Genomic DNA, 25,814 nt, shown 5'->3' on the forward strand with positions numbered 1-25,814 from the left:
GATGGAAGAAGTGAACTTGGAACCGTTCGCCGTCCAAGACTAGGTCGAGCGCGGGACTCTCCGAGATTCTGTGTAAACGGACCCCAAGCAACTGAAGTACCGGTCCAACCAAAGAAAGTGAGCAGAACGATGATTTCCGTGAGGCGGACGCAACCGTTCTGAGGAACGCGGGCGGCATCTCGCGAGGGCAAGGTGATATTGCATCTTTTTGCCACACCGGCCGAGAATTGGTAATCGAGGGCGCGCCCCGCCTCCCAATTACCCATAAGGACTGGCCGTATGACCTTTCAGTTCAACGTCCCGACTCACAGCAACCCCGTAGCCATTTCCATTGAACCAGGGACGTCAGTGACGTTTGTTGGCGCCAATGGCAGCGGGAAAACACGCCTTGCGCTGCTTATGGAGCAGGTAGCGGGGGAAAGCGTCCACCGCATATCAGCGCATCGTGCCCTCGGGCTGGACCCAACCGTACCAAAAATAAACGAGAGCCTCGCAATCAAAGGGCTTCGGTTTGGCTATGCAGAAGAGGCGGGAAACATAGGTTATCGGAGCCACCAGCGCTGGGCAAACGGCAAAGCTGCAGTAGCCCTGCTCAATGACTTCAATTTCCTGGTACAGGCCCTTTTCGCCGAGCAATCCCGAACCGCGCTTAAAACGCACGAAAATGCACGCGCCGGAATCAATCAAAATGTTTGTGCAACGAAGTTCGAGAGCCTCAAGGCCATCTGGGAACGCCTCCTTCCCCATCGTGAACTCATCATCACCGGCGACAACATAGAGGTGAGAGTTCCAGGAACGGAGACGCTTTACAGCGCGTCCGAAATGAGTGATGGAGAGCGATCGGTCTTCTATCTTGCCGGTCAGATGCTGATGGCAGCAGAAAACTCGCTCCTTGTGATCGACGAACCCGAGTTGCATTTACATCGATCGATAATTAACAGGCTCTGGGACGAACTTGAGAATGCTCGCCCTGATTGTGCGTTGGTCTTCATCACCCATGATCTTGAATTTGCCGCCTCCCGGGTTGGGCAAAAGTACGTTATCCGCAACTACAACACACTCGGCCCCGAGTGGGCGCTCGAACCAATCCCCGAAGAAACAGGGTTCACCGAAGAACTCACCACACTGCTACTGGGGAGCCGCCGCCCGATCCTCTTCGTCGAAGGCGGGCTTTCAAGTCTCGACAAAGCGGTCTATCGGAGCGCATATACCCAATGGACGGTCATTCCCCGCGGATCATGCAGCGATGTCATCCATTCAGTGATATCGATGCGAGGGAACGCTTCATTAACCCGCGTTCATTGCGCTGGAATCGTCGATGCAGATGGCTATGACGCGGCCGAGATTGAATACTTTCGTGGCCACAACATATTCGTCTTACCCGTCTCAGAGGTCGAAAACCTCTTTCTTCTGCCTGAGATCACCCGCGAGATTGCTCTCGCAGAACACGTCCCAGATCGAGAATTACAAGCAAGCATAGCTGGCCTCAATGAGAAGGTGCTTCATTTTGCCAACCAGGCGGATCACATAAATTCCGTTGTCGTTAGGCACACGTTGCGACGAATTGATCGCGCTCTGAAGAAGATAGATTTTGGCAACACTCAGACCATTGAAGGCATCCAAGCCGCTTATGCAAAAGAGACCAATGGGTTTGACATCCCCGCCATTGCGACCCAACGCCGACATGCAATTGATAACGCCATCCAGAACAAGGATGTTCCTACGCTTCTCTCCGTGTTCGACAACAAAGGAATGTTGGCTGAGGCTGCACGACATCTAAGGCGGACACCGAAGGATGCATTCGAGGCTTGGATCACCCGCGCATTGCTCAACGATAACGAACCAGAGCTCGTCGCTGCCCTGCGCCGGGTGCTTCCCCAAATCCCAGAACCAAGTTAACCACATCGCCCCGCTAGCAACCGAACGCAAAACCGGTCGGAGAGGCTCGATCCTTGAACGACCGCTTTGGGTCGATCGCGGCCTACGGTCAGCAACTAACAGGCCTGCGTGCACCATTCATGTGGCCGTAGATACAGAAAGGGATCTGCCATGCCTCCATCCCGGCAGATCCCGGGCGCCAGAAGCACTTTTCCGTGAAAGCTCTTATCACCGGTAGTTCAGGCCGGATTGGCCGCGCGATCTACAACGCGGTTGCCGCCAACCATGAGGTCATTGGTCTCGACCGTTCCCCTTTCTCCTGCTCGTCGCTTATTGGTGACTTCACCGATAGCCGATTGCTGCACTCGGCATTGCAGGGTGTGGATGTGGTCTTCCACACCGCTTCGTACCATGCGCCGCATGTCGGCCTGGTATCTGATCGCGAGTTCGAGCGGGTCAATGTGGCCGGTGTGCAGCAGTTGCTGGAAGCTGCGCAGCAGGCAGGTGTGAAGCAGGTGGTCTACACCAGTACCACCGCACTGTATGGCGAAGCTGTCGCCGAACAGGGTTGCACATGGATCGACGAATCCGTGGTGCCGCAGCCCAAGACTGTGTATCACCGCACCAAGCTGGAAGCCGAGCAGGTCCTGGCCGATTGGTCCGGTGCGGGGCTGACACGTAGCATCATCCGCATTTCGCGCTGTTTCCCGCAGCCTGCGGATCAGATGTCAGTGCTGCGCCTGCACCGCGGTATTGATGTCCGCGATGTTGCTGATGCGCATGTAGCGGCGTTGGCGTTGCCAGCTGGTTCGTTCAGTAGATTTGTTGTCAGTGGTTCGACGCCATTTCAGCGCGAAGACCTTGAGCAGTTGGGGCGTGATGCAGTTGAAGTGCTGCGTCTGCGTTGCCCGGAGTTGGTTGCCGAGCATGGGCGGCGTGGTTGGCCGCTGCCTGCTGTCATTGATCGGGTTTACGACAATGCCGCTATGCGGCGGACCTTGGGTTGGGAGCCTGCGTTTGGTTTCGATGAAGTTTTGGCGCAGGCGGATCGGCGTAGTTTGGAGGTGTTGCCTTATACGCGCGGTTTTGTTGATAGGACTGTGGATTGATTCGGTTGCATTAGTAGGTCTGCAGGGGGTGCTTGCTTCGCGGCTTACGCCGCTCCTACAAAAGAAGGAGCCTCCCGCTGCTGATGCAGATGCGCAGGCAGGACACCGTCTTCAGCGCCCTGCGTGTTTGCCTTCGCTGTCTTTCCCGGCGGCGCGACTCTTTGCGAATTCCGGGAAGGTCGCTTCCAGGCTGTCCTTGTCCGGCAGGATGTAGAACAGGCCACCGCGCTCGAATGTCGGGCTGACGATCTGTTCGTAGAAGTCCGGCGCGATGTTGATGCAGCCGTGGGTGACACGGTTGTCGTCCGGTGTTGGTGATGCGAGGCGCTCTGCACGTCGCTCGGCTGGCACGCCGGTAGCGGTGGGATGGATGGAGACTGCAGAATCGTAGTCCACCCACAGCACGCGCCCAGCGTCGAGCGAGGGGCCGAAGCCGCCGATGTAACGACCTGCAGGTGTGGTGCGGTCGCGGCCCGGAATCTCGCGCAGCGCGAGACCGGCGACGCCGGGAGCTACGTGATCGCCGGTTGCCGATCCAAACAGTCCCGGTGTGGCGCCGCGCAGTCGGCCATCACCGCTGAACACGAGGATCTGTGCAGCGGCCTTGTCCATGATCGCGAATGGATAGCCCTGATTGTCCTTGCTTGCGACAACCCAGCCGGCGAGTTCAATCACCGTGTCCGACACCTTTTGGTCCGGCGGGAGCTGATCGACGGCACTTGCCGTTTGTTGCACGGTGGCGTCCTGGGCGCTGGCCACGTCGACGCTTGCGAACGCCAGTACGCCAAAGGCGGCGAGGATTACAGGGTATGTGTGCGTACGGATGGGACGGTTCCTTGCAATGAAGACTGACTGAGGGAGAGGAAACCAGTGGCCGGTAAAGGCCACCGGATCCTGAATTCAGATATTCATCATGAATCGAACGGAGCGATCAGCCGCGTGGTGTGCGACGTGGTGCCCTTTCGAGTTGCTGGACGCGACCTTCAATTTGATCCAGTCGCTGATTGGCCTGCTGTGCGGACTGATTGGCGGACTCGGCGCTCTGTGCTGCACCCTGCACCCTCGTGTCGAGTTGGTCGAGGCGTGAGTTGATCCCTGCGAACTCTTCTTTATAGGTTGCACAGGACGCCAGGCTCATGACGACGACTGCCACGCCGAGCGTACGCGCCATCACCATTTTCTGCTTGGTCATGAACATTCCACTTCCTCCTACGTTTGGGGGATCTCGAATATAGCTACGTTTTTGCAGAGCAGCGTCATGCGCTTTCAGCTGACGTTTGCACAGATAAATGAACTGTGAAGGTGTTTGAATGAGCAGCGTTGTGGCTTGAATTCAGCAAGCTCAAGGAATGCCGTTGAATTTGATGGACCAATGCATGATGTGCTCAGTCATCTATGCAAATACGAGGTGAAAATTTGCGGGTGAACAGGAGTTCGCTTCCGCTCTGATGGCCATGCAAAGAGGTCTTCGACTTGCCAATTCATCGGTATGAATTGGCATCGTGGTCGGCTGCTAGGCGTGCACGAAGTGGGTGTGATCTCTGCATGCAACATGCGACTGCTGCGTCGCGCGGTGTGGTGGCTTCATGCCACGAGCTGTCTATCGGAACGTTCGGCGCGATGATCAAGTTCTGCGCGTTTGTTGATCAGTTCGTTCGCTGCCAGCTGGCATCATTGAATGCGCGGACCGTGCAGGCGTTTTGGTTTGGTGGCTTCGCGGCTTACGCCGCTCCCACAACCGCCGCAGCGTCTACAACGCTGTGTTGGCTACTTCAGCTGCGACGGTGATGTGCCGTACTGGCGTTTGAACGCGGCGCTGAAGCTGCTGGTGTGCGCGTAGCCGGCGATGGTGGCGGCCACATCCACGGGAACGCGCTGGCGCAGCAGTGCCTGGCGGGCGCGTTCCAGCCGCAGCTCGCGCTGGTAGTTGGCGATACTTTGGCCGTGGCAATACTGGAAGCCACGCTGCAGGTCCACTGCATTGGTGCCGAGCTGGCGTGCCATTTGCGCGATGCTCAGTGTGTCGGCCTCTCCACTTTGCAACCACTGGTGCAGGCGTGTGACGCAGCGCTGCAGGTGCGAACCCAAAGGCCGTTCACCACCCTCGCTGGCCAGTGTCTGCAGCACGTCCGCAGCCAGTTCCAGGGCAAAGCTTTCCTTTTGCAGCCGGCGCAGCAATGGCAGCGAACCGGCCTTGTTCTCCAGCAGTTGCGCCGCCCGCTGCAACAACGGCGCCGGTGGCCGCCACGCATGGTTGTCGGCGTGGCCATGACAAACGCGCACCAATCGGGCGCTACCACTGGAATCGGCCTGCAGCTGCCGCTGCAACCAGTCATCGCTGAGGTGCAGGCTGACCTTGCCTTCCTGTCGTCCAGCCTGCCAATGACGCTGGAAGCTGTCTTCTTCGCGCAGGTGAACCAGCATGGTCGGCATGCGCCGATGGTTACCTTCCAGCCGCAAGCGATGCTTGCCGATGGCAACGTCGGCCTCGCCATCCACCAGGAAACCGGCGGTAATGCCCGGCGCCAGACGGTTGTGGCTGCAGCCGCCCACCATGTCGCGGCTGCGGCTCAAGTAGAGCGACACGCCATCGTCCAGCGCATGCACCTGCTGCCAGCCCGCCAGCACCGGCGTGGCGTCGGCCATGCCGGCGTTGAAATCAACCTGCCCGCCCAGCGCGTGCGCTGCGGTCATCAGTTCGGCGCAGGTGAAAACCTGCATGCAGGGCATCCCGGAATGTGGTCCTGCCTAAATTTTCCTTCGCTGCGCCTAAACTTTCAATGGTATTGATAACTATTCTTATTTGAGAGGCGGCGTATGGATGCCTCTGCCCCGTATTCAGTGAAGGTCAGTGGCAATGGGTTTGACGATCAAGCAGGCGGCTGTGGTCCGCGCCGTCTTCCACGATGAGGTCAGCGCGGACGAGATCCGTGATTGGCTGCAGCGCGTGGAAGCACTGATCGTGGCTGCCACGCCGTTCTACTTCATTGCCAGCACCGTGCCTGGCGCGAGCTTCAGTGACGATTACCGCGCCATCCAGGCGCTCTGGTACAAGCAGCACAAGCCCGCCTTCCGCGTTTACTGCAAGGGCCTGGTGCGCATCGCCAGCAGCGCCGTCGAGCAGCAGCGACTGGATACGCCGGCCCTGCATGCGGCCTGGGGCGTGCCCTATTACGTCACCAGCGACGACGCCGATGGCATGCGCTGGGTCGGCCAGCAACTGGAGCGAGCCGATGCGCACTGAGCGTGCTGCCGCCTCCCGCTTCGGCCTGGGCGTGATCGTGGCGCTGTACATGGCGCATGCGCTGCCACTGTATTTCTACAACGTGGCAGTGCCGGCCATCCTGCGCAGCCAGGGCGTGGACCTGCGCTGGATCGGCATGTTGTCGCTGCTGTACCTGCCTTGGGCGTTCAAGTTCCTGTGGGCGCCGCTGGTGGACCGCTGGCATCTGCCCGCCCTGGGCCGACGCCGCAGTTGGCTGTGGCTGACCCAGCTGCTGTTGCTGGTCGGCATCCTGGTATTGGCCTTCACCGGGTTGGACCATGGCCTGACCGTGTTCGTGCTGGTCGGCATGTGGATCTCCACCATCGCCGCCACCCAGGACATCGCCATCGATGGCTATACGGTGGAAGCATTGGCACCGGCCGGGCACCGTCTGGGCAGCATGGCGCAAAGCGTGGGCGTGGCGCTGGGCAGCATGGTCGGCGGCGCGGGCGTGCTGTGGCTGTACGAAACGCGGGGCTGGAACGTGGCCCTGCTCAGTCTGGCGGCGATGAGTGCGCTCACTCTGTTGGCCGTGCAGCAGATCAACGAAGGCGTGCGTCCGGCAACCGCGCAACGGCCGAGCGTGCTGCGGGCGCTGCGTCGGCCCGAGCTGCGCTGGGCACTGCTGCTGATCGTGTTGTACCGGCTGGTGGAAGCGCCGGCGATGGCGATGATCAATCCGCTGCTGGTCGACCAGAAGTGGAGTCTGACCGAGATCGGCCTGCTGATCTCGGTAGGCGGTGCCGGTGTTGGCATGCTGGCCGCCATCGGCGCGGCCTGGCTGCTCAAGCAGCGCAGTGCCGAACAGCTGTTGCTGCATTCCGGCTGGTGGCGCACGGCGCTGTACCTGTTGTTGGCGGCGCTGCTCTACAGCGGTGCGTTGGCCAGCTCGCAGCTTGGCTTGGGCGTGCTTGTCGTTGCGCTGCTGGCCCTGCGCTACGTGGCGATGACCAGCTTGTATGCCTTGTTCATGCGGCTCAGCTCGCGCGAGCAGGCCGGCACCGATTTCACCTTGCTGGTGTGCTTCGAGCTGCTGGTCTTTTTCATCGGTGGTGCCTTGTCCGGCTTCCTCGCCAAGGGCCTGGGTTACCCCGCTTATTACGTGGCGCTGGCGATTGTCTCCGCGCTTGGGCTGCTGTTGTGCCGGCCGCTGCTGCGCCGCTTCGCGCCCTCCCCTTCTTCTCCCTGATACGTTCCGAGGACACCATGCGGCATACCGCAGCAACGCTTCCGCTCGCCCTGCTGAGCCTGGCCATCAGTGGCCAGCTGGCAGCACAGGCCAACACCACCAGCGGTACCCGCCAGCTGGATGCCGTCAGCGTTACCGCTGTGCGCGGCGCACGCAGCGTGGCCGAGATCGCCGGCACCGTGTACGCCATCGAGCGCGAGCAGATCGCCCAGCAGACCGCTGCCGGTCGCAGCACCGCCGACATCCTCGGCCAGCTGGTGCCGTCGCTCGCACCGGCCAGTGGCACCACCAGCAACTACGGCATGACCATGCGTGGGCGCAGTGTGCAGGTGATGATCGATGGCGTGCCGCTGACCGGCGCACGCGATGGCTCACGCCAGCTCAACAGCATCTCGCCGACGATGATCGAGCGCATCGAAGTGATCTCCGGTGCCACCGCACTGTACGGCGCCGGTGCCAGCGGCGGCATCATCAACATCATCACCCTGCAGCCGGGCGATGCGCCGGTGCAGCTGGCCAGCCAGCTCGGCCTGCGCACGCCCTCGGATGTTTCCAGCGACAACCTGGCCTGGAACGCCGCGCAGACCATGACCGTGCGCGGTGACAGCTTCAGCGGTGCCTTTGGTATCGCCTATGGCCGCCAGGGCGCATCGCTGGATGCGCATGGACGCCGTATCGGCCCGGAGATCGCGCAGACCGACCGCCAGGACACCGAGACCAAGGAACTCAACGCGCGCCTTGAATGGGCGCTTAGCCCGGCCCAGCAGCTCAGCGTGGGCGTGCGTTGGTATGACGACCAGCAGGACAGCGATTACGGCCCGGACTACGGCCCGCGCCTGGCGATGCTGTTCAACCCCGCCTATCAGCCCAGCCACAATGCGGTAGACGGCCTGCAGTTGAACGCTCAGCCGCGCACCCGCCACCAAGGCGTCAATGCGCAGTACCGCAACCGCGACCTGCTCGGTGGCCAGGAGCTGAGCGCGGAAGCCTATTACCGCAGCGAACAGGGCCGCTGGTTCCCGTCGGTATCGACGCTGGTGCATCCGGCGCTGCCCGGTGGCTATGCCTATGTGGCCATGCAGTCCAACACCGACATCGACGTCTGGGGCCTGCGCAGCGCCTTGCACAAGGGTTTCGATATCGGCGGGCGCAGCCTGCAGCTGTCCTACGGCGTGGACCATGAGCGCGAGGAGGACAGCCAGCGCGGGCAGATGTACGACATCAACCGTTTCATCGCCAGCAATGGCTTGAACTATGTGCCGACCACGCAATACGCGATGGGCCCGGATGTGCGCGTGGACACCACCGGTCTGTTCCTGCAGGCCGACCACGCGCTGAGCGAGCGCTTCAGCGTGCAGGCCGGCGTGCGCCACCAGATCCTGCGCAACAACGTGGACGATTCACTGCCCTACACCGAGGCGATCACTGCCGACGCAGTGGCTGGCTATCAGCCGCAGCTGCTGGCCGGTGGCCGCGTGCGCCATTCGCAGACGCTGTTCAATGCCGGCGTGGTCTACAAGTTCCGCGAAGCGCAGCAGTTGTTCGCCAACTTCTCGCAGGGTTTCAGCCTGCCCGATACGCAGCGCATGCTGCGTGATGTGCCGGCCAACTTCGTCATCGACAGCCGCAACATCGGCCCGATCAAGGTCGACAACTACGAACTGGGCTGGCGCTTGAACAACACGCAGCTACAGAGCGCAGTGACCGCGTTCTACAACCGCTCGGACAAGACCGTGCAGTTCAACCGCAACTACAGCGTGTCGGTAGCCGATACCGATGAGCGCGTGTACGGCGTGGAAGCCAACCTGCGCTATACGCCTACTGCGCAACTGGAGCTGGGTGCGAGCGTGGCCAGCACCCGCGGCCAGTACCGTGATGCCGCAGGCCAGTGGCGTGAGCTCAATGCGTTCCGCGTGTCGCCGTTGAAGGCTGGCGTGCATGGTCAGTGGCGCTTTGCCAACGATAGTTTGCTGCGCTTGCAGGGCCAGGCGGTGGGTGGCACTGATGATGCGTGGCGTGATGCGCAGGTGGCTACGGTGAGCCCGACCATCCGCGCGACGCCGGCGGCGAAGATCCGTGGCTATGCGGTGTTCGATCTGATCGGCGAGTTGCCGCTGGCGGGTGGGCGGTTCAGTGTTGGGGTCTACAACCTTGCGGACCGTGATTACAAAACGGTGTATGGACAGCAGGCGGAAGCGACCTACGGCAAGATTTCCAGCGTGCCGGCGCAGGGAAGGACGTTTGGGGTTGGGTATCGGGTGGAGTACTGAGGCCTCAACGTATTCGGAATGCTAGAGGCGCAAGAAGCCCCTCTCCCGCCTGCGGGGTGAGGGGGGCAGCTCGCGAACCATCGGTTCGCTGCCCATCGAACGCCCTTGCGCCAGCGCAAGGGCCGGGGCGCGGAGCGGGGGTTGGGGTGAGGGGAAGCTTCTAGCAAGCAGACCCAACGCTTTTAAAGCTCCCCTCATCCGCCCCTTCGGGGCACCTCGCACCGCGCCCCGGCCCCGCCTAGCACCCGGGGCGTACGAACAGTCACGAGCCTTTGGCTCGTGAGCGCCTGTTCTTAACCCCGCTCGCGGGAGAAGGGATAGCTAGCAGCGCGGGGGGCTGCCTTACCTCCGCGCCGCCAGAATCCGCGTCAACAGATCCGCCCTCCCCTCAATCCTCCGCAGATGCGGATACCGCAGCCCTTCGCGGTAATCGATACGCACGGTACGGAAGCTGTCCGCCTGGCGCACGATCAACTCGATCAGCGCCCCACTCTGCTTTCCATCAATCAGCGCCTGCTTGATCCGGCCACCGCTGTAGGCCAAACCGTTCACCGCAATAATCGTCACATCCTTGGCCAAGCCCGCCTTGAACGCTGGGCTGTCCCAACCAACCGCCTGCAGCGCACCATCACTGCCGATCTTCAAGCCCAAGGAGTACTGCAGATCGGTAGCGCCATCGGCCTCACCATCGGCAACCACAAGATTCGGCTGGTCATCGAAGTACAGCTCCCAGCCCGCAGCGCTCAAACCATCTGGCGCCTCGCCATCACGCGCATCCAATCGGCTGCCGATGAAGGCATCCCAGTTGCCAGGCTGCACCGCTTCCAGACCCTTCATCACATCGGCGCGGTCATACAGGCGAATCTCGCCTTGCTTGCCACCTTGATGGAAGCGCTTGGCGAAATCGTCCAGCGTGACCTTGCCCTTGGACAGGCTGCGCAGGCGTGCATCCACGCCCAGCCATAGCAGCGTGCTCTCGTTATAGAACTCGAACGCTCGCTGCCAGTCGGCCCACGCCTGCGGCTTGGAATTGAAGTCGAGGATGCCCTGATGCACGGTGTCGTGCAGGTCGCGCCATTGCCGGCCCGGCTGTGTTGCGTAGTTGGCCTGCAGCTGTGCCAGCATCGCCATCGCGTAGTCCGGCTTCCACAGCCCGGAGCGCGCTGCCAGTACCACTGCCCAGTACTGGGTCTGGCCTTCGTACATCCACAACTCGTCGTTGTGCATCGGCGCGTTGTAATGCGGCACCCAGGTTGGGCGCGGGCGCCAGGCCTTGCCTACCCATGCATGGGCGTATTCGTGCGGCAGCAGGTCGTTGTCGAGGAAGGGCCGCTCGCCACGCAGGTAGCCGTCGTGCATGCCGTTTTCGCTGCTCTGCGCATGCTCAAGGCCGATGCCGCTGAACACGTCCGATACCGCCAGCAGGAAGTTATAGCGCGTGTAAGGACGCGAACCGAACACCGCGTCAGCTTCGCGAACCAGCGCGCGATGCGCATCCAGCACCTTGGCATCGGCCTGCAGGCCCTGCGGGTTTTCGCCGACCACGTCCAGCCACACCGGTTGCTTGGATGACTCGTCCAGCGCGAAGCGCTTGAAATACTGGCCTGCGAATACCGGCGAATCGATCAAGGTCATCAGCGACACCGGCGCGTACTGCTCATTGCCGCCGCTGCGCTGTGCAATATCCAATGCCGTGCCGCTCTGCCAGCCGTCGGGCAGGCGCAGGCTGGGTTTGACCTGGATGCCGCGTGCGTCATAGCCAGCCGGGTACAGCAGCACGCGATGCCACTGCAGATCGAGCATGTTCGGCGTCATCGCGACCCGGCCCTGATCGCTGGCGGTCGGTGACAGGTACTGGAACTCGATATCGAGCGTGCTGACGCCCTCGGGCACCTGCAGCTTGAACGCGTACATATCGCCGGAGTCGCGCGTCCACTGCAGCACCTGACCATTACCACGGATGACCAGTCCGGCCATCTGGTTGATCGGGCCGGTCGGCGCGTGATTGCCGGGGATCCACTGCGGGTACCACAGGGTCAGCGCACCTGCCGCTACAGGAATGCGCTGGTGCACGCGCTGGATACGGCGCTGGATGTCGCTGGCATCCACCTCCAGCTCGATCACGCCCGGGTAGCTTGCGTGCACCTGCATCGCTGCAGCCCGTGCATCCAGCGGCTGCGCCTGTACGCATGCCAGCGGTGCAAGCCCCAGCACCATCGCCACCAACCACTTACGTCCCTGCATCACGCCCCGCCCCTTGCCTGAAGTCTTCGCATCCTAGCCCGCCCGGCTTCAGCTGCGCATCCGTCGCCATACCAGGCAACGGTTGTTGGCCGGCATCGCCACGTCCTCATGCAAGGCCAACTGCTGCGCGCGTGCCAGGGCATCGACCGCCTCGAAATCGCGGATGCCCGAGCGCGGGTCCCGCGCCTTCAGCCAGCCGTCGAAGTTGCGGTTGCTGTCGCTGGTGTATGCGCCGTTGTAGTTGAATGGCCCGTAGGCGATGAACAGCGCATCGGGCGCCATCAGCGCCGGCAACCCGGCGAACAGCGCCTGCACCTCCTCCCAGCCCATGATGTGCAGGGTGTTGGCAGTGAATACGGCATCGAAGCCGGCCACACCGTCATGCACCGGCAGCAGCGGCAAGGGCTGCAGGCCTTCGCCAATCACTGCCTGCAGTTCCAGCGGCGCGGGCGTGTTCGGCAGCGCCGCCTCGTCCAGCCACTGGCGTATACCGGGCAGGTAGTCGCGGTGATCACTGGCTTGCCAGCGCAGCCACGGCATCGCAGCGGCGAAATGCACGGCGTGCTGGCCGGTGCCGCTGCCGATCTCCAGGACAGTGCGGGCCTGGCCCAGGTGCTGCTGCAGCACCTGCAGGATCGGTGCTCTGTTGCGTTCGCAGGATTCGGAGTACGGCTTGCTGGTCATCGTTCTGGGCCTTGGGACACGAAGCAGATTGTGCCGCAGTGCCTGTTTACCGCCATGCATGACCATGGTCACTTGTGCATGAACCCCCGCGCCGACGAGATTCAAGGGTCTTGTGCGATGCAGTGCGTCGCTGGCTCTGGAGTTTCGCCCGTCATGCAACGCCGTCAGTTTCTTTCGCTCTCCGGCCTCGGCCTCGCCGGCTTCATGCTGCCCAATGCCCAGCTGATTGCTGCCGAGGAGTTGCTTGCGCCGGCCGATGTGGCCAAGAAGAAGCTGCTGGCCGATACCGTGCTTGCCCTGGCCAAACAGGGTGGCGCCAGTTATTGCGATGTGCGCATCGGCCGCTACCTGAATCAGGCCATCGTCACCCGCGAGGACAAGGTGCAGAACGTCACCAACAGCGAGTCGGCCGGCGTCGGCATCCGCGTGATCGTCAATGGTGCATGGGGCTTTGCAGCCAGCAACCAGTCCACCACGCAGGGCGTGGCCAACGCGGTGGCGCAGGCGATTGCCATTGCCAGGGCCAACGCGAAGATCCAGACCAAGCCGGTGCAGCTGGCACCCACGCCGGGCGTGGGTGAGGTGCAGTGGAAGACCCCGATCCGCCAGAACGCGATGGCGGTGCCGGTCAAGGACAAGGTGGAGCTGCTGCTGTCGATCAATGCGGCGGCAATCAATGCCGGTGCCAACTTCATCAACTCTCAGCTGTTCCTGGTCAACGAGCAGAAGTACTTCGCCTCCAGCGATGGTTCGTGGATCGACCAGGACGTACACCGCATCTGGCTGCCGTTCACCGCTACCGCCATCGACAAGGCCAGCGGCAAATTCCGCACCCGTGCGGGGCTTTCGGCGCCGGCGGGCATGGGCTGGGAGTTCCTCGACGGCAATGCTGCCGACAAGCATCAGCTGCCCGGTGGAGTGGTTGCCTACGGTCATTCCTATGATCCGGTGGAAGATGCGATCGCCGCTGCCAAGCAGGCGCGCGCCAAGCTCACTGCGCCGTCGGTCAAGCCGGGCAAGTACGACCTGGTGCTGGACCCGTCCAATCTGTTCCTGACCATCCACGAAAACGTCGGCCATCCGCTGGAACTGGACCGCGTACTGGGCTACGAGGCCAACTACGCCGGTACCAGCTTCGCCACGCTGGACAAGCGCGAGGCCGGTTTCCGTTGGGGCAGCGACATCGTCAACTTCACCGCTGACAAGACCGTGCCGTACAGCCTGGGCGCGGTGGGTTATGACGATGAAGGGGTGAAGACCAAGCAGTGGGATCTGGTCAAGGACGGCATCCTGGTCAATTACCAGGCCACCCGCGATGAAGTGCATATCCTCGGTGAGAACGCCTCGCACGGCTGCAGCTATGCCGACTCGTGGAAGAGCGTGCAGTTCCAGCGCATGGCCAATGTATCGCTGGCGCCGGGCAAGACGCCGCTGACCCCGGCGCAGATGGTCAAGAACGTGGAGAACGGCATCTACATCCACGGCCGTGGCTCGTATTCGATCGACCAGCAGCGCTACAACGCGCAGTTCGGTGGGCAGCTCTGCTACCAGATCAAGAACGGCGAGATTGCCGGCATGGTCGAGGATGCGGCCTACCAGATCCGCACGCCGGAGTTCTGGAATGCCTGTAGCGCGATCTGCGATGAGCGCGATTTCCGCATGGGCGGTTCGTTCTTTGACGGCAAGGGCCAGCCGGGGCAGGTATCAGCGGTGTCGCATGGCTCGGCTACCACGCGTTTTGATGGGGTGAACATCATCAATACGGCGCGGTCGTTGGGGTAAGGCTTGAAGCAGGGGCAGAAGCAGGAGCTTGCCCTCACCCCCAACCCCTCTCCCGCGAGCGGGAGAGGGGCTTTCAAAGCAAAGCAACCGCTACCGCCAAAGGCGAAGGCAAAGCGAGAGCGAGAGCGAGAGCCAGAGCGAGAGCAAGAGCAAGAGCACACCCCTCCCCAGCCCTCCCTTTCGCTGCGCGAAAGGGAGGGAGCGGTCCGTGCAAGGGAGGGAGCAGTCCGTGCAATCGCGGGACTGCTGACGACCTTCGCTTGTGCTCCCTCCCTTTCGCGCAGCGAAAGGGAGGGCTGGGGAGGGGTCGCCTTTCGCAGGAAGTCTCAAGAAATTTGGCTCTTCCATGCCTAAAGTCACTACCGCTGCAAACACCTGACCGCAAAAATCGAACAGTTCGCAGATCACCGCGAAGCCACCGTCGTTTGTTGCCGTAGCGCCCGCCTCGCGGGCCTTGCCCCGTGGAGAGCAGCCTTGCAGAGACGTGACTTCCTAGCCCTGACCGGGCTTACCGCTGGCGGCCTGATGGTGCCGTCCTTTTTCGGCAAGGCCATCGCCGCCGAACAACTGTTGACCGCGCTCGATCCGGCCATCAAGAAGCGCCTCGCCGATGACGCGCTCAATGCGGCACGCGCCGCTGGTGCCACTTACTGCGATGTGCGCATAGGCCGTTACCTGCGCCAGTTCGTCATCACCCGCGAGGACAAGGTCCAGAACGTGGTGAACACCGAGTCCACCGGCACCGGCATCCGCGTGATCGTCAACGGTGCCTGGGGCTTTGCCGCCACCAATGACCTGAGCCCGGCCGGCGTGGTCAAGGCCGCGCAGCAGGCCGCCGCCATCGCCAAGGCCAATGCCAAGGTGCAGACCGCACCGGTGCAGTTCGCCAAGGCGCCGGGCTACGGCGAGGTCAGCTGGCGCACGCCGATCAAGAAGAACGCGATGGAAGTGCCGATCAAGGACAAGGCCGATCTGCTGTTGGGCGTGAACGCCGCAGCGCTCGGTGCCGGTGCCAGCTTCGTCAATTCGATGCTGTTCCTGGTCAACGAACAGAAGTACTTCGCCTCCACCGATGGTTCCTATATCGACCAGGACGTGCATCGCATCTGGGCACCGATGACGGTCACCGCCATCGACAAGGCCAGCGGCAAGTTCCGTACCCGTTCCGGTCTGTCCTCGCCGATGGGCCTGGGCTACGAATACCTGGATGGCGAAGCCTCCGGCAAGACCGTGCTGCCCAACGGCGTCACCGTCTACGGCCAGTCCTATGACATGCGCGAAGACGCCATCGCCGCCGCCAAGCAGACCCAGGAAAAGCTGAAGGCACCGTCGGTGAAGCCGGGCAAGTACGATCTGATCCTCGATCCGTCGCACACCTGGCTGACCATCCACGAAGCCGTCGGTCACCCGCTGGAGCTGGACCGCGTGCTCGGCTACGAAGCCAACTATGCCGGCACCAGCTTCGCCACGCTGGACAAGCGCGAAGCGCGCTTCCAGTACGGCAGCGACAAGGTCAACATCTTCGCTGACAAGGTGCAGCCGGGATCACTCGGCGCCGTTGCTTATGACGATGAAGGCGTGAAGACCAAGCGCTGGCCGCTGATCAGCGACGGCAAGCTGGTCGACTACCAGACCATCCGTGATCAGGCGCATATTCTCGGCAAGACCGAGTCCGACGGCTGCTGCTATGCCGACTCCTGGTCCAGTGTGCAGTTCCAGCGCATGGCCAATGTGTCGCTGGCGCCGGGCAAGACCCCGCTGTCGGTGGCCGACATGATCAAGAACGTCGAGAACGGCATCTACATCATCGGCGACGGTTCGTTCTCCATCGACCAGCAGCGTTACAACGCGCAGTTCGGCGGTCAACTGTTCTATGAAATCAAGAACGGCCAGATCACCCGCATGCTCGAGGACGTGGCCTACCAGATCCGCACGCCGGAATTCTGGAACGCCTGCAGCGCCATCGCCGACGAACGCGACTACCGCCTGGGCGGTTCGTTCTTCGACGGCAAGGGCCAGCCGGGCCAGGTCTCGGCCGTGTCGCACGGCTCGTCCACCGCCCGTTTCGACGGCATCAACGTCATCAATACCGCGCGCAGCCTCGGCTGATCGTCAAGGAGCTTTTGAACCATGATCATCTTCACCGAACAGGAAGCCAAGGCCATCCTGGACAAGGTCATCGCGCTGTCCAAGGCCGATGAATGCACTGCCACGCTGGCCGGCTCGGTCGACGGCAACATCCGTTTCGCGCTGAACAACGTCTCCACCAGCGGCATCGTCAGCAATGCCGAACTGGCCGTGCAGGTGGCCTTTGGCAAGCGTGTGGGCACTGCCTCGATCAATGAGTTCGACGACGCCTCGCTGGAGCGCGTTGTGCGCCGTGCCGAAGACCTGGCCAAGCTGGCGCCGGAGAACCCCGAGTTCATGCCGGCCATCGGCAAGCAGCAATACCGATCGAGTCCGACCTTCAGCGAATCGACTGCGGCAATCACCCCGGAGTTCCGCGCCCAGGTGGCAGCTGACTCCATCACCCCCTGCCGCGGCAACGGCCTGATCGCTGCCGGCTTCCTGGAAGACGGCAATGGTTTTGTCGCCATCGCCAACAGCAACGGCAACTTCGGCTACCAGAAGACCACCAACTTCAACTACACCTGCACCGTGCGTACCGAAGACGGTCGCGGCTCGGGCTGGGTGGGCCGCAATCTCGCCAATGCTGCCGACTTCAAGGCCGACCAGGACATCGAGATCGCCAAGCGCAAGGCCACCGAATCGGCCGAAGCCAAGGCGCTGGAGCCGGGCAAGTACACGGTGATCCTGGAGCCGGCAGCAGCCGCTGGCCTGATCAGCTTCATGATGAATTTCTTCAGTGCACGTTCGGCCGATGAAGGCCGCAGCTTCCTGTCCAAGAAAGGCGGCGGCAACAAGCTGGGTGAGCAGGTCTACGACAGCAAGGTCAACCTGTTCGCCGACCCTTGGCATCCGGATGCAGCAGTACTCCCGTGGGATGGCGAAGGCATGCCGCGCGAGCGCATCGCCATCATCGAAGACGGCAAGATCGCCAACCTGGATTACTCGCGCTACTGGGCGCAGAAGCAGGGCAAGACCGCCAAGGCCAGCGCTGGCAATCTGCTGATGGGCGGCGGTACCAAGTCGATTGCCGAGCTGGTGCGTGGCACCGAGAAGGGCATCCTGGTCACCCGCACCTGGTACATCCGCATGGTCGACCCGCAGACCGTGCTGCTGACCGGCCTGACCCGTGACGGCACCTTCTACATCGAGAACGGCCAGATCAAGCACCCGGTGAAGAATTTCCGCTTCAACGAATCGCCGGTGATCATGCTCAACAATATTGATGAGCTTGGTAAGCCGGTGCGTGTTGCTGGTGATGAGTCGAGCTTCGTGATGATGATCCCGCCGATGAAGCTGCGTGACTTTACGTTTACGTCGTTGTCGGATGCGGTGTAACTGCTTTTAGCTTTAGCTTTGGCTTTTAGCTTTGGCTTTTAGCTCTGGCTCTGGCTTCTAGCTTCGGCTTTGGCTTTGGCTTCTAGCTGTTTGCAGTTGCTTTATCCCTTCTCCCGCCCGCGGGAGAAGGTGCCCGAAGGGCGGATGAGGGGAAGCTTTTGCTCTACGTGTTTTAAGAGCGCCCTCACCCCAACCCCTCTCCCGTACACGGGAGAGGGGCTTTCAGCATTTCGAGACTTTCGCCTTTGTCCTCACCCCGTCTGACGCGAGCGCAATTCCTTCACCTGCTGCTGGGCGGCGCGGTGACGGCTGCCTTGCCGGGCTTGGCGCGGGCACAGGCCAGCCGTTACGACTTCTGGTTCACCCGCCTGCGCTACGACTCCGGTGACTGGGACGTGGACGCGCGCATGCCGTCCAACCTGATCACCTCGCTGGTCGATTACACCACCCTGCGCGTTGACCCCAAGGAACACGTCATCGCACTGTCCGACCCGAAGATGCTGGCCGCACCGTTCTGCTACCTGGCCGGGCACAAGCTGGTCGAGTTCAACCCGGAAGAGCGCCGCAACTTCGAACGCTACGTACGCAACGGCGGCTTTGTCTTCGTCGATGACTGCAACCACGACATCGACGGCCTGTTCGCCACCTCCTTCGAAGCACAGATGCGCAGCATCTTCGGCAACACCGCGATGAAGAAACTGCCCAACAACCACGCCGTCTACAACAGCTTCTTCAAATTCCCGGAAGGGCCACCCGCCACTGGCTTCGAGCTCAACGGCTGGGGCGACGACCTGGTCCACGACTACCTCAAGGGCATCGAGATCGATGGCCGGCTTGGCGTGCTCTACAGCAATAAGGACTACGGTTGCGAATGGGACTACGACTGGCGCAACAAACGCTTCCTGGCCGAAGACAACACCAAGTTCGGCGTGAACATCGTGATGTACGCACTGACGCATTGACCCCACAGGTGACCGCATGACCGCCCCCGATCTGGACTCTCTGCTGCCGCGCTTGAACGAGCTGCGCAGCGCGCTCGCACAGGCCGTGGTAGGCCAACACGATGTTGTCGAACAACTGCTGATCGGCCTGCTGGCCGGCGGCCACTGCCTGCTCGAAGGCGCCCCCGGACTCGGCAAGACCCTACTGGTGCGCTCGCTCGGCCAGGCGCTTGAACTGCAGTTCCGGCGCGTGCAGTTCACTCCCGACCTGATGCCCAGCGACATCCTCGGCACAGAACTACTGGAAGAAGACCATGGCACCGGCAAGCGCGCGTTCCGCTTCCAGCAGGGCCCGATCTTCACCAACCTGCTGCTGGCCGACGAACTCAACCGCACACCGCCCAAGACCCAGGCGGCGCTGCTGGAAGCAATGCAGGAGCGCACCGTCAGTTACGCCGGTACCACCTACACCCTGCCCTCGCCGTTCTTCGTGCTGGCCACGCAGAACCCGATCGAACAGGCCGGTACCTATCCGCTACCGGAAGCGCAGCTCGACCGCTTCCTGCTGCATGTCCGCGTCGACTACCCGACTGAAACCGAAGAGCGCGACATCCTTGCCCAGACCACCGGCAGCCATAGCGGGGTCGTGCCCAAAGTGATGGACGCCGAAGCAGTAAAGGCACTGCAGGCAGCGGTGCGAGAAGTACATATCAGCCCCGACCTGCTCAGCTGGATCACCCGCCTGGTCCGTGCCAGCCGCCCCGGCGATGCCGCACCTGCCGAAGTGAACAACTGGATCAAATGGGGTGCCGGCCCGCGCGCAGGCCAATCGCTGGTGCTCGCAGCAAAAGCGCGCGCCCTGCTGCAGGGCCGCTTCGCCGCCACCCGCGAGGACGTGCAGGCATTGGCTGCACCGGTGATGCGTCATCGCCTGCTGCTGTCCTTCGCTGCCGAGGCCGAGCACAAGAGTGCCGACGACGTGATAGCTGCCTTGCTGCGTGCGGTGCCGTTCCCGGCTTGATTCGCAACCTTCGAAGAACATGAGCGCTCCGACGCCACCACTGATTCCCGCCGACGTGCGCAGTCGCCTGCGCAGCTTGCGGCTGTGGCCGCAGCGGGCCAGCGGCAGCCGTGGCATCGGCGCGCACGCCAGCCGCAGCCGCGGCGCCGGATTGGAGTTTGCGCAGTACCGCGCCTACGAACCGGGCGACGAACTGCGCCAGATTGATTGGAAGCTGTACGCACGCTCGGACCGCTTTTTCGTGCGCGAGTCCGAACGCGAAAGCCCGATCACGGTATGGCTGCTGCTCGATGCCAGCGCCTCGATGGCTCAGGCAGATCAGGCACGTCCTGACTGGCAGCGCCTGGATGCAGCCAAGGCACTGGTCGCCTGCCTCGCCGAACTGGCGATGCAGCAAGGTGATGCTTTCGGCCTGATCGCACTTGGCGGCGATGGCGTGCAGCTGTTGCCTGCTGGCAACGGGCTGCGTCAGCGCGACCGTCTGCATCTGCAATTGCATGCACTGCGAGCCGCAGGACAATGGCCACCGCAGCAGCGCCTTTCACCATTGTGGGAACGCATCGCCAGCAATGATCTGGTGGTGATGATCGGCGACGGCTTCGATGCGTCGGGCGTCGAGCTGGCCGAGCGCCTGGCCAAGGCCGGCCGCGATGTGGTGCACCTGCAGTTGCTGACCGTTGAAGAGCGTGACTTTCCGTTCCGCGATGGTCACCGCTTCCGCGACCCGGAAACCGGCGATGAGCTGCTCAGTGATGGCGCAACGGTGCGCGGCGAATACCTCGCCCGCTTCAAGGAAGCACAGCGCGTGCTGGATGCACGGCTGCAGGCCGCCGGTATCCGCCATGACACCGCCTATCTCGATGAAGCCATCGATGCACCGTTGCAACGCCTGTTCGGGCGTCGCGCAGGGAGCTGCGCATGAGCCTGCTGTGGCTGTTCCCGGCCGGCTTCATCGCCCTGGCAGCGCTGTTGTTGCCACTGCTGATCCATCTCGCCCGCCGCAGCGAGCAGCGCATCATCGATTTCGCCGCGCTGCGCTGGCTGTCGGCCAAGCCGCGCCCGCGCCGACGCATCCGCTTCGACGAATGGCCGTTGCTGCTGCTGCGCCTGCTGCTGCTTGCCTTCCTGGCGGTGCTGTTGGCACGGCCGGCACTGATGGGTGTGCCTGATACGCAACAGCGCGTCGCCGTACTGCCCGGTGTTGATCTGGCCGCTGCCCAACGCGCTGTGGGCAATGCCGATGCGCAGTGGCTATGGCTGGCACCGGGCTTCCCGCGCACCGACAAAAGCACAACGCCGCTAGGCCCGCAGCCAGTATCCAGCCTGCTGCGTGAGCTGGACGCCTCGTTGCCCGCCGATGCAGCACTCACCGTAGTTGTTCCATCAGTACTCGATGGACTGGACGCGCAACGGCCACAGCTCTCGCGTGCAGTGCGCTGGCAGGTACTTGAGCAGAGCGCCGCTGCCACCAAGCCAGCCGTCATTGCCGCGCCTGAACTGCAGATCCGCCACGATGAAGCTGGAAAGCAAGGCTTGCGCTATCTCAATGCGGTCGCCAGCGCATGGCGTGCAACCAAGCCAGCGACGGCAGACGACAGCGCCGCCTTCAGCAATGACGGCAAGCTGCACGTCTGGCTGTCTGCCAAGCCGCTACCAGCCGATACCAGCGCATGGCTGCAGCGCGGTGGCCGCCTGCTGGTAGATGCACGTACACCGGTACCCGCCGACGCACAGCGCACACCACTATGGCGTGATGCCAACGGTGTGCTGGTAATCGAACACGTTCGCACGACGCAAGGCCAGTGGCTGCGTTTCGCAACACCATTGCAGCCGGCAAGCTTGCCGACGTTGCTTGACCCGGATTTCCCGAACGGCCTGCGCGCCGTGCTGCAGACTGCACCCACGCCGCGGCGCGCGCCTGCAGCGACGATGCAGCCGGGAATCGGCGCTACGCCGTATCCACAGCCTGCAACCGAGCTGAGCCATTGGTTGCTGTTGGCAATCGCCCTGCTGTTCCTGTTTGAGCGCTGGCTGGCCAGTGCACCGCGCCGACGGGACCAGGCATGAACGCGCGCACCTTGCTGCACGCCGCGCGTCGCCGCACCCTGCTGATTGCGCTGTTCGGCGGCCTGCCCTTGGCCCTGGCTGTCGGCTTGCTGGCAGCGCGTGTGTTCGGCTTCGATGCCGGCTACATCACCGCAACGCTCGCCTTGCTGGCGGTTTCCGGCATCGCGGTGTGGCGAGCGCGACGCTTGGATGCGCGCTGGCTGGTCGCACGCCTGAACGACCATCCGCGCTTCGAAGACAGCGCCGATCTGCTGTTCGCCGCATCGTCTACGCTCAATCCGCTGCAGCAGCGCCAGCGCCGTCATATCGAACAGCGTCTGCAAACCAATCCGCCTGACCTGCGTCCTCGCTGGCCTTGGGGCCGACTGCTGTTGTGCCTGTTTGCTGCCGTGCTGATGGCAGCTGCTACGCTGCTGTGGCCGCACGGTGCGGGCAACGCACCAGCTACCGCTGATGGAAGACCGACTACCAGCGTTGCGGCAAACAGCGCGCCCGCGTTACGTGGCAGCTGGCTGCAGGTCACGCCCCCGGCGTACAGCGGCCAAGCAGAAAGCTCCGGCGACAAGCTCGATGCACGCGCCCTGCAAGGCAGCCGTCTGCAGTGGCGTCTGCAGTTCGCGCCACAGCCGCAGCAGGCGTGGCTGCAGTTCCATGATGGCCGCCGGGTGGCGCTGCAGCGCGACGGCGACTACTGGCGCGGCAGCGAGGTGTTGCAGCGTGCCGGCCTGTATCGCATCCACACCACCCCGGCGATGGCAGCCGCCGGCCGCGCCTATCGTCTCGACGTGGTGGTTGATCGCCCGCCGCAAGTCAAAGTGATCGAACCAGCGCAGACGCTCAATCAAGCCGCACCGCGCCAGCGCTCGTGGCAGCTGCGCTTTGAAGCCAGCGACGACTTCGGCGTCAACAGCGCGGCGACGCTGGACATCACCACGGCAAAAGGAAGCGGCGAGAACATCAGCTTCCGGCAGCGTCAGTTGACGCTGAGTGGCAGCGGCCCGGCGACGGCGCGACGCTTCGCCTACAGCGCCGACCTGGCCGCACTAGGCCTGGAGCCCGGCGACGAAGTAGTCGCGCGGCTGACCGTCCGCGACAACCGCAGCCCGCAGCCACAGGAAGCGCGCAGCGCCAGCCTGATCCTGCGCCTGCCCAGCGAACAGCAGGTGCAGGCCAGCGATCTGGAAGGCGCGATCAAGAAGGTGATGCCGGCCTACTTCCGCAGCCAGCGGCAGATCATCATCGACGCCGAAGCCCTGCTCAAGCAACGTGGCAGTCTGGATGCGGACACCTTCATCAAGCGCTCCGATGCCATCGGTGTGGACCAGCGCATCCTGCGCCTGCGCTACGGCCAGTTCCTCGGCGAGGAAGCTGAAGGTGGCGCGAAGGCACCACCGACCGGTGATATGCCAACCAGCGATGCGGCCAGCGCCGATACGCATGCCGATCACGCCGATGATGATGGCCATGACCACAGTGGCGGTGGCGGCGCCGGCAGCGATGCCACAAGTGCACCGGTGTTCGGCAGCGCCACCGACGTGCTGTCCGAGTACGGCCACACCCACGACCACGCCGAAGCCGCAACCCTGCTCGACCCGCAAACCCGCGCCATCCTCAAATCCGCGCTCGACCAGATGTGGCAATCCGAGGGCCACCTGCGTCAAGGCCATCCCGATCAAGCCCTGCCCTTCGCCTACAAGGCGCTGGCCCTCATCAAACAGGTGCAACAAGCCGAGCGCATCTATCTGGCGCGTGTGGGCAGCGAGCTTCCGCCCATCGACATGGCTCGACGCATGACCGGCAAGCGCGAGGGCCTTGGCAATCGGACTGTACAGCTGAGCGCACGCCCTGCTGGTGATGCCGATGTCGCCAACGCATGGCACGCATTGGCATCCAGCGATGACAGCGTGGACCTTGATGCCTTGTCGCGCTGGCTGGAGGCACACCCCAATGCCGTGCCCGATCCGCTGGATGTGGTTGCTGCGATCGACGCACTACGACAGCAGCCCGACTGCCGCACATGTCGGAACGAACTGCGTGCACAACTGTGGCCGGCACTGCGTCGCGCTGAAGGCCCACCCGCACGCCGCAATGCCGCCGATGCCAGTGGTCGCCGTTATCTCGAAGCACTGTCGGCACCGCAGGAGCCAGCACGATGATCGCTTGGCTTCCTCTCGCGTTGATCGCACTGGCGGTGCTGCTGGGCAGCCTGCGCTTCGCGCTGTCACCACGGCCGCGCGCGATACGCGTTGCCGCATTGCTATCGCTGCAGCTTGTGGCTGGCGTGTTGCTGTACTTCACCCTGCAACCGCCATCGCGTCCGGGACACGCCGGCACCTTGGTCATCGCGACAGCGGGGGCGAGCGCAGCCGAGTTGTCGGCCATGCCCGCGGCCAACTACGTGCGCCTGCCTGAAGCACCTGCATTGGCGTCCGCCAAAGCTGTGCCGGATCTGGCCACCGCCCTGCGCCAGCACCCGGGTACGCGCGAACTGGTGATCATCGGCCAGGGCCTGCCCGCGCGTGACCGCGACATCGCACTGCCGCCGTTGCGGTTCCTCCCCGGCACGACACCGCGTGGTCTGGTGGAACTACAGGCTCCGCCGCTACTCGCGCCCGGCGCGGCTTTCACTGTTTACAGCCGCGTACAAGGCATGCCTGGTGTACGTGTGGAACTGCTGGACCCTGCTGGCCATCGCGTGGATATCGTCAACGCAGATGCGACAGGCCGCGTAGCGCTGAACGCCAACGCACGTGAGCCCGGCGATGTCAGTTTCGCGCTGCGCGTGCTCGACGGCAGCGGCAAGGTACTGGATCAGCTGCCGGTGCCGATACGCGTACGCACCACAACCGCACCGACGATACGAGTTTTGGCTGGCGCTCCCGGACCCGAACTGAAGTACCTGCAGCGCTGGGCCACTGATATCGGTGCCAAGCTACAGACCAGCATGTTGATCGGTGGCGGCCTGCAGTTGGGCGATGCACCGGCAGCGCTGGATACCACCGGCCTCGCCCGCCTGGACCTACTGTTGCTCGATGAGCGCCGCCTTGCCGCCCTGTCGTCCGCGCAACGTGTTGCGATCACCGAGGCGGTACGCGGTGGACTGGGTGTACTGGTCCGTACAAGCGGTGCCCTGGATGCAAACGCACGCCGCGCGTTGCGCGAATGGGGTATGGAAACACGCGGCGGTGACCAGACAAGTCCGGTCACTTTGCGCACTATGACCGACGCGGAGCAGAACAAGACACCGCTCACGGTCGAGCGCTTCAACCTGGAAATCAGCAACGCCGATGTCGTGCCGTTGTTGCGCGCCACTGACGGCAGCACGATAGGCGGTTGGCGCGCACTTGGCTTGGGCAGGGTTGGCGTGCTGCCGATCATTGACAGCTATGCGCTGGTGCTCTCGGGCCACGCCGACGTGCACGCCGAGCTGTGGAACGCGGCATTGGCGAGCGTTGCTCGATCACTTCCGTATCCACCAGCGCTGCAGTTGCCCGCCTGGGCCTGGACTGGTGAACGCATCAGCTTTTGCGGCCTGTCTGCTCCTGTGCAGATGATTGCCGAGGACGGCAGTCGAACCGAACTGCTGCCCGATCCTTCGGCTGACAACTGCGTTGCGGCGTGGCCACAGCAGGCCGGTTGGCACCGTGTTGAAGCGGGTGAACAGCTGCAGAGCATGCTGCTGCTGGATCCGGACAAGGCGGTTGCATTGCATGTGCAGCAGATGCGCGATGCAACGTTTGCATTAAGCGGTGCTGCTGCGCGCTCGGAGCCGCTACCTATCCCGGGCCCGCGCTGGCCTTGGCTGTTGGGGTTTGTGCTGGTCGCCTCCTTGCTTTGGTGGTTGGAGCGCAGGCGAATGGGTGGACCGGCAACACAAGACTGAAGTGATTGATGGCTTG

The 25,814-nt window shown here is 63.0% G+C and carries 19 protein-coding genes; 14 read left to right on the forward strand and 5 right to left on the reverse strand.

The genetic code is table 11. The annotated features are described in order from the left end of the window. Positions 1-279 precede the first annotated feature (279 nt). Positions 280-1,899 (forward strand): AAA family ATPase, encoded by a 1,620-nt coding sequence (locus tag ACVOLR_RS00470; RefSeq protein ID WP_481534696.1) that lies wholly within the window; start codon positions 280-282, stop codon positions 1,897-1,899. 194 nt (positions 1,900-2,093) lie between these two features. Next, positions 2,094-2,987 (forward strand): NAD-dependent epimerase/dehydratase family protein, encoded by an 894-nt coding sequence (locus tag ACVOLR_RS00475; RefSeq protein WP_481534697.1) that lies wholly within the window; start codon positions 2,094-2,096, stop codon positions 2,985-2,987. Positions 2,988-3,098: 111 nt separating this feature from the next. On the opposite strand, the gene ACVOLR_RS00480 is transcribed toward ACVOLR_RS00475, so the two are convergent. The 3 genes from ACVOLR_RS00480 to ACVOLR_RS00490 form a co-directional block, all read right to left on the reverse strand. Beyond that, a complete protein-coding gene (locus tag ACVOLR_RS00480; RefSeq protein ID WP_481534737.1) occupies positions 3,099-3,788 on the reverse strand; it encodes a hypothetical protein in 690 nt (229 codons plus the stop codon). Between the two features lie 130 nt (positions 3,789-3,918). Further along, positions 3,919-4,185: a hypothetical protein gene (locus ACVOLR_RS00485; RefSeq protein WP_296249044.1), complete on the reverse strand. Its 267-nt coding sequence runs from the start codon at positions 4,183-4,185 to the stop codon at positions 3,919-3,921. 569 nt (positions 4,186-4,754) lie between these two features. After that, positions 4,755-5,708, reverse strand: coding sequence for a helix-turn-helix domain-containing protein (locus ACVOLR_RS00490; protein WP_481534698.1), 954 nt, complete (start codon positions 5,706-5,708; stop codon positions 4,755-4,757). A 136-nt stretch (positions 5,709-5,844) separates the two neighbouring features. On the opposite strand from ACVOLR_RS00490, the gene ACVOLR_RS00495 reads away from it, so the two are divergent. From ACVOLR_RS00495 to ACVOLR_RS00505, 3 genes are read left to right on the forward strand one after another with little or no spacing between them, the layout of a single operon-like run. Next, positions 5,845-6,231: a hypothetical protein gene (locus ACVOLR_RS00495; RefSeq protein WP_481534699.1), complete on the forward strand. Its 387-nt coding sequence runs from the start codon at positions 5,845-5,847 to the stop codon at positions 6,229-6,231. Continuing rightward, entirely contained in the window at positions 6,221-7,441 is a 1,221-nt protein-coding gene (locus tag ACVOLR_RS00500) for an MFS transporter (RefSeq protein WP_481534700.1), read from the forward strand. Before ACVOLR_RS00495 ends, ACVOLR_RS00500 begins: the two co-directional genes overlap by 11 nt. A gap of 17 nt (positions 7,442-7,458) precedes the next feature. Continuing rightward, positions 7,459-9,711: a TonB-dependent receptor gene (locus ACVOLR_RS00505; RefSeq protein WP_481534701.1), complete on the forward strand. Its 2,253-nt coding sequence runs from the start codon at positions 7,459-7,461 to the stop codon at positions 9,709-9,711. A 342-nt stretch (positions 9,712-10,053) separates the two neighbouring features. On the opposite strand, the gene ACVOLR_RS00510 is transcribed toward ACVOLR_RS00505, so the two are convergent. Further along, on the reverse strand, positions 10,054-11,955 hold the full coding sequence (locus ACVOLR_RS00510) for a M61 family metallopeptidase (RefSeq protein WP_481534702.1): 1,902 nt from the start codon (positions 11,953-11,955) through the stop codon (positions 10,054-10,056). A 48-nt stretch (positions 11,956-12,003) separates the two neighbouring features. Beyond that, complete coding sequence (locus ACVOLR_RS00515) at positions 12,004-12,639, reverse strand: DUF938 domain-containing protein (RefSeq protein WP_481534703.1); 636 nt, start codon at positions 12,637-12,639, stop codon at positions 12,004-12,006. 153 nt (positions 12,640-12,792) lie between these two features. On the opposite strand from ACVOLR_RS00515, the gene ACVOLR_RS00520 reads away from it, so the two are divergent. The 9 genes from ACVOLR_RS00520 (at position 12,793) to ACVOLR_RS00560 (ending at position 25,798) form a co-directional block, all read left to right on the forward strand. Continuing rightward, positions 12,793-14,421: a TldD/PmbA family protein gene (locus tag ACVOLR_RS00520; RefSeq protein WP_481534704.1), complete on the forward strand. Its 1,629-nt coding sequence runs from the start codon at positions 12,793-12,795 to the stop codon at positions 14,419-14,421. Positions 14,422-14,895: 474 nt separating this feature from the next. Beyond that, a complete protein-coding gene (locus tag ACVOLR_RS00525; protein WP_481534705.1) occupies positions 14,896-16,530 on the forward strand; it encodes a TldD/PmbA family protein in 1,635 nt (544 codons plus the stop codon). A 21-nt stretch (positions 16,531-16,551) separates the two neighbouring features. Next, positions 16,552-17,886, forward strand: a complete 1,335-nt coding sequence (locus ACVOLR_RS00530; RefSeq protein WP_481534706.1) for a TldD/PmbA family protein — start codon at positions 16,552-16,554, stop codon at positions 17,884-17,886. 227 nt (positions 17,887-18,113) lie between these two features. Then, on the forward strand, positions 18,114-18,848 hold the full coding sequence (locus ACVOLR_RS00535) for a DUF4159 domain-containing protein (RefSeq protein WP_481534738.1): 735 nt from the start codon (positions 18,114-18,116) through the stop codon (positions 18,846-18,848). Positions 18,849-18,864: 16 nt separating this feature from the next. Next, positions 18,865-19,848 (forward strand): AAA family ATPase, encoded by a 984-nt coding sequence (locus tag ACVOLR_RS00540; RefSeq protein WP_481534707.1) that lies wholly within the window; start codon positions 18,865-18,867, stop codon positions 19,846-19,848. A 19-nt stretch (positions 19,849-19,867) separates the two neighbouring features. Continuing rightward, a complete protein-coding gene (locus tag ACVOLR_RS00545; RefSeq protein WP_481534708.1) occupies positions 19,868-20,770 on the forward strand; it encodes a DUF58 domain-containing protein in 903 nt (300 codons plus the stop codon). Beyond that, the gene (locus ACVOLR_RS00550; RefSeq protein WP_481534709.1) at positions 20,767-21,915 is read left to right on the forward strand and encodes a BatA domain-containing protein; all 1,149 of its coding nucleotides are present in this window, start codon (positions 20,767-20,769) and stop codon (positions 21,913-21,915) included. The genes ACVOLR_RS00545 and ACVOLR_RS00550 overlap by 4 nt, the downstream gene beginning before the upstream one ends. Next, positions 21,912-24,071, forward strand: a complete 2,160-nt coding sequence (locus ACVOLR_RS00555) for a hypothetical protein (protein WP_481534710.1) — start codon at positions 21,912-21,914, stop codon at positions 24,069-24,071. The genes ACVOLR_RS00550 and ACVOLR_RS00555 overlap by 4 nt, the downstream gene beginning before the upstream one ends. Then, complete coding sequence (locus tag ACVOLR_RS00560) at positions 24,068-25,798, forward strand: carboxypeptidase regulatory-like domain-containing protein (protein WP_481534711.1); 1,731 nt, start codon at positions 24,068-24,070, stop codon at positions 25,796-25,798. The genes ACVOLR_RS00555 and ACVOLR_RS00560 overlap by 4 nt, the downstream gene beginning before the upstream one ends. Positions 25,799-25,814: the final 16 nt, after the last annotated feature.

The organism is Stenotrophomonas sp. STEN030, assembly GCF_056759995.1.